This is a genomic window from Vibrio sp. 1978 (assembly GCF_033344345.1).
In genome coordinates, this window is sequence record NZ_JAWPOP010000014.1 from 67,812 (window position 1) to 81,740 (window position 13,929).

The window sequence follows — 13,929 nt, forward strand, 5'->3', positions numbered from 1 at the left end:
TCGCCTAAAAAGCTTTCCCTCTGTCGAGCCCCATTGTGGCCCCTTTGTCCAGGCCAGAGTCAATCTAAATAGTTAATTATATTTAACATTTATTTGTGTGTTAATATGGTATTTATTGGGGGTTGTTAGTATAATTAACACATCAAATAAATACGTTAAATCATTTGTTAAACATAGATAGCTTGGGGGCTACAGATGCAAAATTTAGTTAATAAAAAAATCGAGGAATACATTGGAGAAGACAAGGATCTGCTTGAATATAAGAGCCAGCTTGATCCTTCATCAATTGAGCGAGCTTTTAATGGCCAATCTCAATTTCCTGAGCGTCACGCCGCTCAAGCAGTAGTTGACTACTGCAACGCATTACGGACATTCAAAATTTCACTTCATGAGCTGATCAAGTCCACTTCGGAAAGCGCACCATCGAAGGCGTTTAATTGTTCAGTGGAAGAAATTGTTGAAATTGAGTTTGAAGAATTTCAAAGAAAGTTAAAACGCTACTTCGATGAGTACATAAGTGCAGAGTCCAAATGTATCTCATGGCATGTAACAGGGCCAGCGAGATTCCCTGTGGCGAAAGCAGAAAAGGCCAATAAGAATAGTAGGGATAAGCTTAATCAATATGCAGATTATCCTCAGAGAGCCTTAAAAGCCATTGCAAAGAAACTGTTCCCCGATGGGGATGGTTCAGTTGTCAAAATGTCATCAGATAACCCGGTTGAGCAATTAAGAATTAAAATTAGTGAAGCGGAAACAATGCATGGCTACATGAAAATAGCTAATCGTTTAGTGCCAGCTGCATATAAAGCGTCTGAAAATGGAGAGCTTACAGATAATAGTGCTGCTGTACTTGAAAACAAGATGCTTGAACGTGGTATACCTCAAAACCTCCTTAAAACGTTTTTGGAGCCAAATCCAATAGTAAACACTTGGGGACGATTTAGCTTAGCAAACTCAAATGCTAATATCCGACGATTAAAACAACGTTTAGTCGAAGCAGAGCGAGTCGAAGAAAGTCGAAATTCAAACTCATTAGAAGGTGAATTAGAAAATGGAATTAAGCACGGGGTTATTGATGGGCGCATTGGTATTTGGTTAGGTGGTAGGCCACCGAAAGAGGTTACCCAAAGACTAAGAAAGTTTAGCTTCAAATTCTCACCAACCCGAAATAATGCATGGGTTCGCGCTCATACTGTGAATGCTGAGGCGGTATTTAAGAGAGACGTAGTACCATTTCTTGAACAGCTAGATCCTCAAACATTTGATTAAACGCTCCCCAAGCGAAAAGCCCTTGCTTACAAAGCAGGGGCTTTTTTTTGTCCGTATAAATTCAATAAAAGAAATAGAGACCTTGCAAGAAAATTTCTCTCCACTAATAGGGGATACCCCTAGTCGCCACCGAGGCCCACCCGCCGGACTTACCCCAGCATCACTAGGGCTCGTCCCTCACCAAGTTCTGCCGCTCAAGGCTGTTGTCCACCAGCGCTAGTACGATGCCAACAAAACCCCGTTGTCACCGTCCTAGCAGAAAGCTGGTGGCCACATGAATCGCCTTCGGCGAGCTAAAAGCATTTGTATCGCTTTTCTTAACGGCTTCGCCTAAAAAGCTGTCCCTCTGTCGAGCCCCATTGTATCGCCTTTGTCCGGGGTAAAGTCAACCAATATAGTTAAATATACTTAACTATATTTAATGTTTAAATGTGGTATTTTAGGGCGTATTTTAGTATAATTTCCTTAGTTGCTTATGTAACTATCTATTTTAAAACAATTGCTTGGGGGCAATATGAAGATTTCATCATTCGATAAGAAAGTAGTCATTTCATTACTTAATCAGCTGACACCCGAAAAGACTGAAACATCCACGGAGAGAAACGGCGAAATAGACAAAGTAGCCCTAGCTGTTCGATTAGGGAAAATCCGATTCATTAAACAAGAAGACCAGTATGTAGATTTAAAAGCTCTATCTGGTGACCTATTTAATCCTGATGTGAACATCGATATAAGTAAAGAAGAACTTAAGCGAAGTGAAAGTGCTTTTAGAGTGCGCGTTCATCGTGAAGGTGTTTGGATTGTCGAATCGCAATATTGGACCGGGAGAGCTTGGGAAGGTATCGAAGGTATCTCAAACAATGTTATTTGTGGCTTTGTAGGTGATGACTTTGTTGGCTCTGGATACGAACTGGATTTAGGTCGCGAAGCACTTACTGCATACAATAGCCAACCCCTAGACGCGCTTGGCTTTGTAATTGATCCGTTCCGTCAAGAATAGTAATCGGTAAATCTAACGTGTATAGAGGGCTCAATGGCCCTCTTTTTTATAAAAAGTTGCTTGGGGGCAGTATGGACAGAATCATAAAGATCAACGAAGAAAAGAAGGCACAAGTAAAAAAAGCACTTACACTAGCATTCAAGTGCGTAAATGCTATTCAAGGCAAACGTCTTAGAAGCATCCGAACCCAACCTATTCAGAGCAAATACGGAAATTCCGACAAGGTGCTAGCATGCTGGTACAAACAGGTACGTGAATTCGAAACCAAACTTGGGTACTTACTGGATGATTTAAATACGGTGCTCCCTTACCTGGAGTGGGTCAATCAAGTACAAGATTTAGGAATCAAAAAATCTGAATGCAAAGGCCAACTTTTAGAGGTTGATTACATTACATGTAATCTCCTTACCAATCTGATTTACAAGTGTACCGCTTTTACAGAATCCTCAGAACACCAAGTAGGTCGATTTACATTCCACGAAATACTTCATGAGTTCATAAATTTAATGACTGTAAGGCATGCACTTGTTTACGGGCTACCACCTAAAATTGAAACAGTCTTCCTAAAGATGATCCGCAATAAACAATCAAGCTTTTTTAAGAATGGCTTTATCCCAGATCTGTTTGTTGTTGATGCTTGCAGTGAGATCAATAACACACTTAAAGCCATTAAATGTAGTAAAGATCGCGTATCTACCCACTCTGTAGAGCCTGGGTATAAGCTTACAGCTGAAGAAGCTAGCTACTACGATTTATATATACTGTAGAAAAATTTGACTGGTCATTATGGCCAGTCAAGCGCTCTCCACTAACAGGGGTCCCCCCTAGTCGCCACCGAGGCCCACCCGCCGGACTTACCCCTTGCAATGCTAGGCCTCGTGCCTCGCCAAGTATTGCCGCTCAAGGCTGTTGTCCACCAGCGCTAGGACATTGCCAACCAACCCCCGTTGTCACCGTCCTAGCAGAATTCTGGTGGCCATATGATTCGCCTTCGGCGAGCTAAAAGCATTTGTATCGCTTTTCTTAACGACTTCGCCTAAAAAGCTTTCCCTCTGTCGAGCCCCATTGTGGCCCCTTTGTCCGGGCCAAAGTCAACAAATATAGTTAATTATATTTAACAATCATATGTGTATTAATATGGTATTTATGTGTGAGGTTAGATATAATTATTAACAGTTAATCAATGATATACATTGCTTGGGGGCAGTATGGAAAATTTAGCATTAAAGTTAGTACCCGTTTCAGAACAATTTGAATCAGAATCCTTTTATCAAACACCTGAAGAGATCAAGAAGGAGTTCGAGGTCTCCTCAAAAACTTCAATCGCACGTAAATCTGTTAGTGCCCCATTAAAACAGTTTCTCTCACAGTTCCCTCATTTAGTGTCAGCCCCAGCTTTGAACTATGCGAAAGGGCGTGAACAAGAAAGTAAGGACACTCAAGCTATATACGATTTATCAGGTATGTGTGCAGAGTACGATTACACATTTTGTCCTGATCTAGACATTCTTAAAGCGCATTACTCATTTGTATATTGTGGATATTGCACCAATGTATTGCCCCCTTTACCCAGAAAACAGGTCTGGAAAAACCTAGCTAAGCTCTGTAGTCAAGAGGGCGGCATAGTCGTTGTTTCAGCTCGCTCTAATACGGACCGAGGAATTAAGGGAGTACCGGAGTTTGATGGGTTTCGTACACTCCGAGGTACGTATCAAAAAGGATATTTTAAAGATGAGTTGTTTTTTGAGGCGAAAGAAGTCTTTTCCCACGTAATAGAGCTCAAAACAAAGGGCGCATTTAGGATGGTCATTTGTTCACACTCGAACATCAATTTAGACCAAGGGGAAGGCTAATGTTTGATATCAACAACCAATATACAACAGTTGAGCTTAGCACTGGCCATATAAAGGAAGGAGATGTAGTTGCCCTTGATGAAATCTCTAAGGAAGAATTTTCATTAGTAGCAAAACGAAATACGGGCTATTTCATTAAATTGCATACACAACACGATTTAAATATCCGTAAAGAATATTCTGACGAGCTAAATTTTATTCTTTCGAAAGCAGCCCAATTGGGTTTTAAGTGTGTAGAGTTAGATTCAGATGCAGGAGAAGAGCGATCATTGCCGATCTTTGAGTGGTCCTAACCTATAGAATTTAGCCATCGTCTCGGTGGCTAAATTGCTCTCCACTAATAGGGGTTCCCCCTAGTCGCCACCGAGGCCCACCCGCCGGACTTACCCCTGCATCCCTAAGGCTCGTTCCTCACCAAGTGCTGCCGCTCAAGGCTGTTGTCCACCAGCGCTAGTACGATGCCAACAAACCCCCGTTGTCACCGTCCTAGCAGAATGCTGGTGGCCATATGAATCGCCTTCGGCGAGCAAAAAGCATTTGTATCGCTTTTCCTAACGGCTTCGCCTAAAAAGCTGACCCTCTATCGAGCCCTATTGTGTCGCCTTTGTCCGGCCAAAAGTCAATAAATAAAGTTAAATATATTTAACTAAATTTAGTGTTGTTATGTGGTATTTAATAGTCTATTTGGTATAATGGCTATTATGGATTGGGGCAGAAATGCTTTAATCGTTGATTGATATTCAGGGCTTGGGGGCTTTATGAAAATTATCGTAACTGAAGGTGCATTTAAAGGTTGCAAGGGAGCACTACTTGAAGTGCTGGAAGATGGATTCTCTTATGTAAAACTTGAGACTTCAAAGGGTAGTGAAATTAAAGTTGTTTTGCGGGGCAATGAGTTTGACCAATATACGGAGTTTTTAACTTCAGTTCGATTTGGCTCTTCAGAGAGCAAAGCTTTCGTTGTCAGTGCTATCAATCCTAAGCATGCAGCCTATATTGCAGCCCAGAACATTAAAGAGTGTTGTAAAAATGAAAATGTTCATGACTTTTTTGTCGATTTGGTAGCTGACCGGGAATTCAATATCAGTCAAGGATTTCAGTTCTCATCCAAAGAGCTAGAGCAAGATTTGTTTACTGGCTTAATAGCTTAATCTCAAGGAGTAAGAGAGGAATATCCATGCTGAAATATATTGAAAATAGCTTAACTTCAATACCATTGTGCGAATCAAGGTTTACTTCTGGAGAGGAGGTCATTGTCGTTAATGGTTATGGCTTAGTTCTGCAAGGCTTCAAAGTGATAGGTTTCTCACAACCGTGTCAAGAGAGGCAAGCCTATATTCACTTAGATTGGGACTGCTATTGGTTCTCATTACCAGATAGCAGGGTATTTAAAACCTATGAGCTGAGCTCTTTTTATCGTATCTACTCACCAACCAAAGGATTTTTAGGTTTGGACGATGATAACAGCCTGATCTGGCTCAGTAACTCGCAATACAGTGAACTTTACAGTCAAACCACAAAAGACAATTTTTCAGCTACTTCAATGTGTGAAAACGGTGTTGCTGATGCTGTTTATGTTAAAGCATTAGACTCAGAACCTACCAGGGATTAACGCTCCCCAAGCGACCAGCCCCGGCAATATTGTCGGGGTTTTTTTTGTCTCTCGTGTTAATGAAATCATAGAACTAAAATAGAAACTTAAAATTGCTCTCCACTAATAGGGGGTTCCCCTAGTCGCCACCGAGGCCCACCCGCCGGACTTACCCCAGCATCACTAGGGCTCGTCCCTCACCAAGTTCTGCCGCTCAAGGCTGTTGTCCACCAGCGCTAGTACGATTCCAACCAACCCCCGTTGTCACCGTCCTAGCAGAATGCTGGTGGCCATATGAATCGCCTTCGGCAAGCAAAAAGCATTTGTATCGCTTTTCTTAACGGCTTCGCCTAAAAAGCTGACCCTCTATCGAGCCCTATTGTGACGCCTTTGTCCGGGGCAAAGTCAATGTGATTAGTTAATTATATTTTACTTTATTTAGTGTTTAAATATGGTATTTGTCTATGGGGTTAGATATAATTATTACCAGTTAATCAATTAGATATATTGCTTGGGGGCATTATGGAAATTACAACATTTATAGACGAAGATGGTCTGTCATTCATTCTTTCACAATCATTAGGAAATGTTGAGGTGCTTTATGACTGCGGCTCTTCCGTACTTCTAGACACCCCTAGTAAAGCGGAATACAAAAAAAAATTTGGTGCTAGTCGTCCCTCAAGAGCAATAGTTGTTCACAGCGATACAAAGCCCAATTGCTTAAAGAGTCTGTTCATTATCAACAATATGAAAATGTCGGCACCCTTAGAAGACACTTTCTATTACCAATGGCTGGAGAGAAATGAGTGCGATACTCGCCAGGTAACAGGCAATAAGATCATTGATAAAGCCAATTTTTTGAACGCTCTTGGTTTCCACCCAGACATTCACTTCATCAGTGAGGATACTTTGACTGTAATCAAGCATGCACATGACCATTTCTTTTTCAACAAACTTAATGAGAAAGAGCAATCTGATGATCACTCCATTGAACATGAACTGTCATTGCTTCTACCAATAGACAACACACTAGTATTACCTCAAAAGCAGCTGAAGCACTACAAAGCGATAAAGAACTTATTACTTAAGGCTGGAGGCAAATACAAAAAAGGTGCATTTCATTTCGAGTATAGAAACGTAGTTGATATACAAAAGAAACTTATCGAAGGAGAAGAGCTCAATGATAAGAAAAAATACCAAATGTTTTTCTCTCCGGACACTCTAGCAGATGAAATGATGATTGACTTAGATCTCAGGCCTGAACATAGATGGATGGAACCTAGTTGCGGCGATGGTAGGTGTGCAAATCGTATGGCTCGAATTAGTGATAATGGTGTTGCTATCGAGCTGAACCCTCAGAACTTCGACATGCTTAAGCATCATAGATACGCAACTCACTGTATGGACTTTATGGAGTACCCTGAGGGTAATAAGTTCGACCGTATTTTGGCTAACCCCCCATTCAATAAGCACCAGGACATTAAGCATATAAGAAAGATGTTCAATCACTTAGACATCGGTGGCCGCTTAGTTACCATAGCAAGTGATGGAGCGGTTAACGGGACCCGTAGAATTCAAAGAGAATTCCAAGAATGGCTGAAGGAGCTGGGCGCATCGGTCACTAGTTGTAAAGAAGGGACTTTCTCCGAATCTGGTACACAAGTGAAGACTGTAAAAATAGTGATTTCAAAAGGTAAATCTAATGAGTGTTAAATGTATAGCAAGACCTAAAGAAGGCGAGAGCTGTTTAATTACTGGACTAGAGGCATCTAATCTATATTGCTATGGGGAAAATTTTATCTTGAAGGAGTTGGTACCAGCTCCAGCTGATGGTTGGACCTACGAAGATTTAGAGGAGTGCTGCTCTAAGTTTGAATACGATTATGCAGATGTCTATCTAGGCGAGCAATGGATAGGCAGCACAGAAATTTAGTGGTTAATTGAGAATGCCATGGCCTTAGATTTTTTAAGGGCCATGTCACCCCAGGAATTCACTAAAGACGAACAGAGTAATAGAAAAAATACCACAACATAGATGTTATAATGTGGTATTTTAATTCGTGTTTTGTTATACTCTTTACATGGCTTGTTAATAAATTCAATTGCTTGGGGGCAATATGAGACACAATAATATTCTCATTTCTTTTGAAGAAATGAAGCAATTTCTCAAGTTTCATTACAGACATTCACGGCTATATGGCCGTAACAAAGATAATGGCTGGGATGATGGATACGGTGACCGCATTGTAGAGGCTTATCATATCGATATCATTAACGGTAAGCGCTGCTATATCTCCCGGCATGAGCACCAGAAAGCTGATGGCTTAAGTTTCTCTTCCCAGGATGTATTCAACTATATTGGATACATTTCATCAAATGACACCCTCGAGGCTGAGCTTGAAGTGTTAAAAGAAATGCTAGGCACTGACAGTCAAACAGAACCTAAGTTAGGTAAGAGCTCACATGTTACTACTAAAGATTTGGCAAAACAGAAATATGCTATTTACACGAGAATTTTAAGCCTTCGACCTCGAGCTAAAGTTTCTTGAGGATTACCAGTATAAAGTTTTATTTCGTTCGGCAACTAGGAGCTAATCTTATGAGTAACAATATTATCGCTTTCTTATTAATAGCAGCACTTTCTCCCTCGGTCAGCGCGGTGGGTCAAATCGATGAGAACGTGAAATATACCTCAATACCAACGGTTCATCATCTGAACCAAAAGTAGTAGAGATACTTCAAAACCCCTCAAAAAAACTCAGTGTTAAGCACTGAGTTTTTTTTTGTCCTGTGAACAAGATATTGAGATGAATTTTCTCTCCACTAATAGGGGTTCCCCCTAGTCGCCACCGAGGCCCACCCGCCGGACTTACCCCTGCATCCCTAAGGCTCGTTCCTCACCAAGTGCTGCCGCTCAAGGCTGTTGTCCACCAGCGCTAGTACGATGCCAACAAACCCCCGTTGTCACCGTCCTAGCAGAATGCTGGTGGCCATATGAATCGCCTTCGGCGAGCAAAAAGCATTTGTATCGCTTTTCTTAACGGCTTCGCCTAAAAAGCTGACCCTCTATCGAGCCCTATTGTGACGCCCTTGTTCGGGCCAAAGTCAATAAATAAAGTTAAGTATATTTTACTATTTATAGTGTGTTAATATGGTATTTATTGGGGGTGTGAGTTATAATGTTTTTAAGTTAAGAGAACAACTTATTCTTAATCTATTTTTCCGATGCTTGGGGGCAACGATGATTAAACCAATTTCAGTTACTGTATTATTTTCTGAATCAAAAATGCTTGAAGAGAAAGATTACTCTATCGAAGATTTTGAACAACTTGCTCATGAAGTAGCTGCAAAATGCGAACTAGGGTATGAAAAGACAGATGTTAAGGTAACTTTCGATTCTGGCACGATTTTCAATATTGACCTAAGCCTGGGTCGTGGTTGCGACAAAAGTATAAAAGAGCGCCTAGGGAAGTTGAAATCGTATGTAGAAGAATTCAAGGAGCGATTGACACGAGAAGAGCTGCTTGAGTTTGGTTTTCTAACTAAGGTCGATTTAGAAGATATCGACAACAGCAAGAACAAGGCACTTTATTCCTCTATTATTGCCGAAGAAGCTAAGCGCAAGGAAGAGGAAGAAAAGAAAGCATACGAAGAAAGGCAAAAGCGCATAATGGAACATCGGAAAGCGGTAGAGGCTTTCCAGGACAACTTATCTATCCCTGAAGATGCCCAGGCGGTTATCGTTGCCAAATTTACCTCTATGAGTGATAGATCAGACCCTTATACTGATTATTATGAAACACAAACTAATAGAACCATCATCCTGGCATGGTCAAAGCACACCCGAGATCTATTTTCTGAGATGCGTAAAGCAGCGCTAAACCACCAAGACACCGCAGCCCTATCCGACAAAGAGCTTAGTACAGAGCACAGAGAAAAGTATTCTATGGGACGAGGCTTTTATCTGACAAATAAAGATTACATTCGTTGCGGTATAGAAATTAGAAAGATAGTGCTCAACACGAACGATAAAAAATCAAGTGTTCCTTATGGAGAAATAGCTATTCCAGAAAAGAAGGTTACTGGCAAGAAAACAGAAAACAGTAGTAATCAATCCGAAGTAGACCTTAAGAACTCTATTGTTGGGAAGGCCAAGCCAATTGAGGTGATGCATCACACAAAAAAAGGCCATTTAGTTTTCGTGGTGAACTTCGAAGAAAAACAAAGCCCTGATGTTTTTAAGTCGTTGCTTTCAGTGGCTAAGGAGAACAATGGGTATTACTCAAAGTTTAAATCTGATGGCGCTATCCCAGGTTTTCATTTTACTGACCGTTCGGATGTAAATGGCTTCTTCAAATGCATTGGTATGTTGGCTGATTACTCATGCCTTAACGAGCCATCTAGTAATGGTCAGCAAGACAACTCTAACAAGGAGCCTATCAAGCTTAATCATTCCGAAGTCGTCAGCGTCGAAAGTGGAAAAGAGAAGGAAGGGCAAGGAAGTAGCTACATCAAATCTATGATTGCCAATAAGAAAAAGCAACATGAAGATGTAAAGAAATGGATTGGATTTACTAAGGTTATCACAGTACAGGTGGGTAGCTTTCCACAGGAACAGATAGATAAGCAGTCATTTCTCGATATGTCAGAGTTGTTCTTAATGTCAGAACCAATCGTTAGTAATAACACTGTGGTTTATAGCTATGAAGATACGATTTTCACACTCGAACTTGAAGCAAACATTAGCTTGAATGTACATTAGACTTGGTATTGGTTTTGGGTTGTTTTTTATGTGGAAATTATATTATTACAATTTAGGTGGGTCAGCAGTAGAGAGAAAGCCTGAACCTCTTTCGCATACTTTAGAAGACAGCCTGAACATTCTCGAGCGTAGGTTTAAAAGCCAATGCCTAACAGAAGTGGTGAAGGCTAAACATTTTTCCTTGTACTCTATCTGTGTCCCCCATAAGGGAAAGAGCAATCAAAAGTCAATTAGTGGAAGATTGCTGGTATATAGAGAACCAGCACCAGAATAACCGCTCCCCAAGCGACCAGCCCCGGCAATATTGTCGGGGCTTTTTTTTCTCTGGTGTACATAAAACCAATCAACTACAATCGAAACATAAAAATTTCTCTCCACTAATAGGGGATACCCCTAGTCGCCACCGAGGCCCACCCGCCGGACTTACCCCTGCAGCGCTAAGGTTCGTTCCTCACTAAGTGCTGCCGCTCAAGGCTGTTGACCTCCAGCGCTAGGTCGTTGCCAACAAACCCCCGTTGTCACCGTCCTAGCAGAATGCTGGTGGCCATATGATTCGCCTTCGGCGAGCTAGAAGCATTTGTATCGCTTTTCTTAACGGCTTCGCCTAAAAAGCTGACCCTCTATCGAGCCCTATTGTGTTGCCTTTGTCCGGTCCAAAGTCAATCAATATAGTTCAGTATATTTTACTATGTAAAATGTGTAAATGTGGTATTTTAGGGCGTGTTTTAGTATAATTTCCTTAGTTGCTTATGTAACTATCTATTTGAAAACAATTGCTTGGGGGCAATATGAAAACAGAGTTCTGCAATTACGATAATCTTAAAAAAGTCGCTCAAGGCCAAGCAATGCTCTTTGTTTGGCCAAATGAATTAATCAATAAATCACTCACAACAATTTCTTTTACTGATGAATCTAAAGAACTAGGTCTTCAACCACTACTGATAGACGCATTCACTGCTTCCATATTAGTAAAGGTGTTAGATGCGCTAAGAGAATCAACGCAAGATAAGGTTAAAGAGAGAATTCAAACAGACAGAGCGAACTTCTGTCTGTTCTACGAAAGAGCAATGAGTGTCATCTGACAAGCAAGATCATTTGTAAATGTTAGGAGGAAAGACATGTTTAAGTACTTACCAATAGCAGCTTTTCAAGCTGAATCGTTGCCAGAGACGAATGCAATTGCTACTACCCCCGATAAAACTGAATATTATCTAGACATAGCCGCTGCCAAGGAGCTTTCAGTATATGACCAACTGGTAGATATTGAGCCAGAAATTGCCACATTGGCTGAAAGCGGTACGGAAGTAATAAACCTAAGTGTTTACTAATTAATGGGTACTTGACCCCAGGTAAGCCGCAATGAGTAAACATTGCGGCTTACCTGCTCTCCACTAACAGGGGTTCCCCCTAGTCGCCACCGAGGCCCACCCGCCGGACTTACCCTTGCAATGCTAGGTCTCGTGCCTCGCCAAGTATTGCCGCTCAAGGCTGTTGTCCACCAGCGCCAGGACATTGCCAACAAACCCCCGTTGTCACCGTCCTAGCAGAATGCTGGTGGCCATTAGAATCGCCTTCGGCGAGCTAAAAGCATTTGTATCGCTTTTCTTAACGGCTTCGCCTAAAAAGCTGACCCTCTGTCGAGCCCCATTGTGTCGCCTTTGTCCGAGGTAAAGTCAATCAATATAGTTAAGTATATTTAACCATATTAGGTGTGTGAATGTGGTATCTTATGGCATGTTTTAGTATAATTTCTTTAATTGCTAATGTAACAATACATTTGAAAAACAATTGCTTGGGGGCAATATGACCAAAACAATAAGCAGCTTATCTATAAGCAAGAGAAAGAAGTACATAACTACCTGCGGAAAGACCATATCGTTGTGCCCTGAAATGCACATCTGTAACTATAATTACATGGATCAATATGGTACTCAGATTGCGAGAAGGAAAGAGCTGTTCCAGAAGAATGAAAATGCATATCTCTATTTTTCATACAATCTGGAACCAGGCAGTCCAGTGTATTACTTTTCGAATGGTTACAATGGGATTCACATCGATGACGTAGACCGGGAGGACTGTCTATTCTTCGGTATTATCCTCACTACTCAGATCATAGAAACGGACCTACTCATCATTTTTTTAATGTCTAAGATGCTGGTCAAAAAGAAAATCAGAGAAGGGACATATGTCTATGGCATTCATGACAAGACACTACCAGGACAGCTAGCACACCACGAAGTCGTATGGGATAAGCGCAAACAACTTTTCAACGATCATTCTGAAGTAATTAAGAAAATAAATGAGATTCATAGCTACCTTACAAGCAAGGAGATATTAGAACTCCATAAGGAGGCCGTTCATCATTCAATCACTGCTAGTAAGGAGAATGTATGAGATTAGTAGGATTAAAGGTATTCAATAAAGATAAAGTATTAAAAGGGAAGGTTACCCAGCAATACACATCCAGTACTGATGATAGGGAGGTGCTACTAATCAACGATGATTATGAGATCTGTATAGAGCAGGTTGATTACATACTCTTCACTCTAAAGCCGGATGAGCGTGGTGAGCATCTAAGAATAAAATAACCTTATGATAGCGGCTCAGGTCCGCTATCGAGCCTTAAGCCAGAAGAAAACATAATATCAGTCTCTTTCAATATCAAAGCTCTCAATAGACTACCAAAATTACATGTGTATAAATGTGGTATTTAACTCGGCCACTTGCTATAATATATAATAGTTGTTAGCAATTGCTTGGGGGCAATATGAAATTTAGAGAAATTGATGGAAAGCAACAGGTTTGTTTCGAACTGGAGGACATTCCAAGTTTTGGCAGTGACATCTGGTTTCAGGTCGAATGCTTAGATGGTCTGTATTGTTTGCTTCTTAGTTACCTACGAAATTGCGGACCAACAAAGCAAGAAGAGACGATAAATAAAAAACGTAGACTCGCATTGCTACACATAAGAAAAGCATGGTGGATAATAAAAAGACAGAGATTACCTTTAGATGTCGTCAAAGGATTTAGTGTGTCAAACAAGTTTGCAAAACTTAAAGGCTTTACAGTTCTAGGATAGATTAAACTACAAGGTAATTGAGTGATGACTGATACAAGTGATCTACGACATGTGTATAGGCTAACACAGCTTGGCAGTGGTACATGTAAGTTTGGCGACTGTGAAGTTTGCAACGAGCATTTTGATACCGGTTACTACCTAGTTCAAATGAGAGTGTATCTGAATAGATTTACCGGGAATGAACATTTGACATATTCAGGGTGTTTTACACTATTTGGTCATAAAGAGTGCTTGATTACTCAAACATGACTATATCGATGATTTTTATCATACGCTAAAAAGAGGCTCCCAAGGGAGCCTCTTTTTATTAGGTGGGTTTGTGAGATTTTAGCTCTCCACTAAGAGGGGTCCCCCCTAGTCGCCACCGAGGCCCAC

Annotated in this window: 16 protein-coding genes; all 16 read left to right on the forward strand. The window is 40.9% G+C overall.

The annotated features are described in order from the left end of the window. Window positions 1–195 precede the first annotated feature (195 nt). The 16 genes from R8N49_RS14835 to R8N49_RS14910 all read left to right on the forward strand — a co-directional run bounded on the left by R8N49_RS14835 (window position 196) and on the right by R8N49_RS14910 (window position 13,063). A complete protein-coding gene (locus R8N49_RS14835) occupies window positions 196–1,269 on the forward strand; it encodes a hypothetical protein (protein ID WP_025636739.1) in 1,074 nt (357 codons plus the stop codon). A 514-nt stretch (window positions 1,270–1,783) separates the two neighbouring features. Next, complete coding sequence (locus R8N49_RS14840; protein ID WP_025636715.1) at window positions 1,784–2,269, forward strand: hypothetical protein; 486 nt, start codon at window positions 1,784–1,786, stop codon at window positions 2,267–2,269. A 71-nt stretch (window positions 2,270–2,340) separates the two neighbouring features. Further along, complete coding sequence (locus tag R8N49_RS14845) at window positions 2,341–3,036, forward strand: hypothetical protein (protein ID WP_025636716.1); 696 nt, start codon at window positions 2,341–2,343, stop codon at window positions 3,034–3,036. 441 nt (window positions 3,037–3,477) lie between these two features. Next, complete coding sequence (locus tag R8N49_RS14850) at window positions 3,478–4,122, forward strand: hypothetical protein (RefSeq protein ID WP_025636769.1); 645 nt, start codon at window positions 3,478–3,480, stop codon at window positions 4,120–4,122. After that, complete coding sequence (locus R8N49_RS14855; RefSeq protein ID WP_025636768.1) at window positions 4,122–4,415, forward strand: hypothetical protein; 294 nt, start codon at window positions 4,122–4,124, stop codon at window positions 4,413–4,415. The genes R8N49_RS14850 and R8N49_RS14855 overlap by 1 nt, the downstream gene beginning before the upstream one ends. Before the next feature lie 465 nt (window positions 4,416–4,880). Beyond that, a complete protein-coding gene (locus tag R8N49_RS14860) occupies window positions 4,881–5,273 on the forward strand; it encodes a hypothetical protein (protein ID WP_025636765.1) in 393 nt (130 codons plus the stop codon). Between the two features lie 26 nt (window positions 5,274–5,299). Then, window positions 5,300–5,734, forward strand: a complete 435-nt coding sequence (locus tag R8N49_RS14865) for a hypothetical protein (RefSeq protein ID WP_025636763.1) — start codon at window positions 5,300–5,302, stop codon at window positions 5,732–5,734. 501 nt (window positions 5,735–6,235) lie between these two features. Then, the gene (locus tag R8N49_RS14870; RefSeq protein WP_025636575.1) at window positions 6,236–7,426 is read left to right on the forward strand and encodes a class I SAM-dependent methyltransferase; all 1,191 of its coding nucleotides are present in this window, start codon (window positions 6,236–6,238) and stop codon (window positions 7,424–7,426) included. Beyond that, on the forward strand, window positions 7,416–7,646 hold the full coding sequence (locus tag R8N49_RS14875; RefSeq protein WP_025636573.1) for a hypothetical protein: 231 nt from the start codon (window positions 7,416–7,418) through the stop codon (window positions 7,644–7,646). Before R8N49_RS14870 ends, R8N49_RS14875 begins: the two co-directional genes overlap by 11 nt. A 184-nt stretch (window positions 7,647–7,830) precedes the next feature. Then, window positions 7,831–8,262, forward strand: coding sequence for a hypothetical protein (locus R8N49_RS14880; RefSeq protein ID WP_025636572.1), 432 nt, complete (start codon window positions 7,831–7,833; stop codon window positions 8,260–8,262). 50 nt (window positions 8,263–8,312) lie between these two features. Further along, complete coding sequence (locus tag R8N49_RS14885) at window positions 8,313–8,441, forward strand: hypothetical protein (RefSeq protein ID WP_257390153.1); 129 nt, start codon at window positions 8,313–8,315, stop codon at window positions 8,439–8,441. 513 nt (window positions 8,442–8,954) lie between these two features. Beyond that, entirely contained in the window at window positions 8,955–10,475 is a 1,521-nt protein-coding gene (locus tag R8N49_RS14890; protein WP_138058894.1) for an LPD25 domain-containing protein, read from the forward strand. A 788-nt stretch (window positions 10,476–11,263) separates the two neighbouring features. Further along, entirely contained in the window at window positions 11,264–11,557 is a 294-nt protein-coding gene (locus tag R8N49_RS14895) for a hypothetical protein (protein ID WP_025636822.1), read from the forward strand. Between the two features lie 36 nt (window positions 11,558–11,593). Then, window positions 11,594–11,803 (forward strand): hypothetical protein, encoded by a 210-nt coding sequence (locus tag R8N49_RS14900; protein ID WP_025636820.1) that lies wholly within the window; start codon window positions 11,594–11,596, stop codon window positions 11,801–11,803. Window positions 11,804–12,278: 475 nt separating this feature from the next. Beyond that, window positions 12,279–12,869, forward strand: a complete 591-nt coding sequence (locus tag R8N49_RS14905; RefSeq protein WP_077202324.1) for a hypothetical protein — start codon at window positions 12,279–12,281, stop codon at window positions 12,867–12,869. Then, the gene (locus R8N49_RS14910) at window positions 12,866–13,063 is read left to right on the forward strand and encodes a hypothetical protein (RefSeq protein ID WP_025636691.1); all 198 of its coding nucleotides are present in this window, start codon (window positions 12,866–12,868) and stop codon (window positions 13,061–13,063) included. Before R8N49_RS14905 ends, R8N49_RS14910 begins: the two co-directional genes overlap by 4 nt. The last annotated feature ends 866 nt before the right edge of the window (window positions 13,064–13,929 follow it).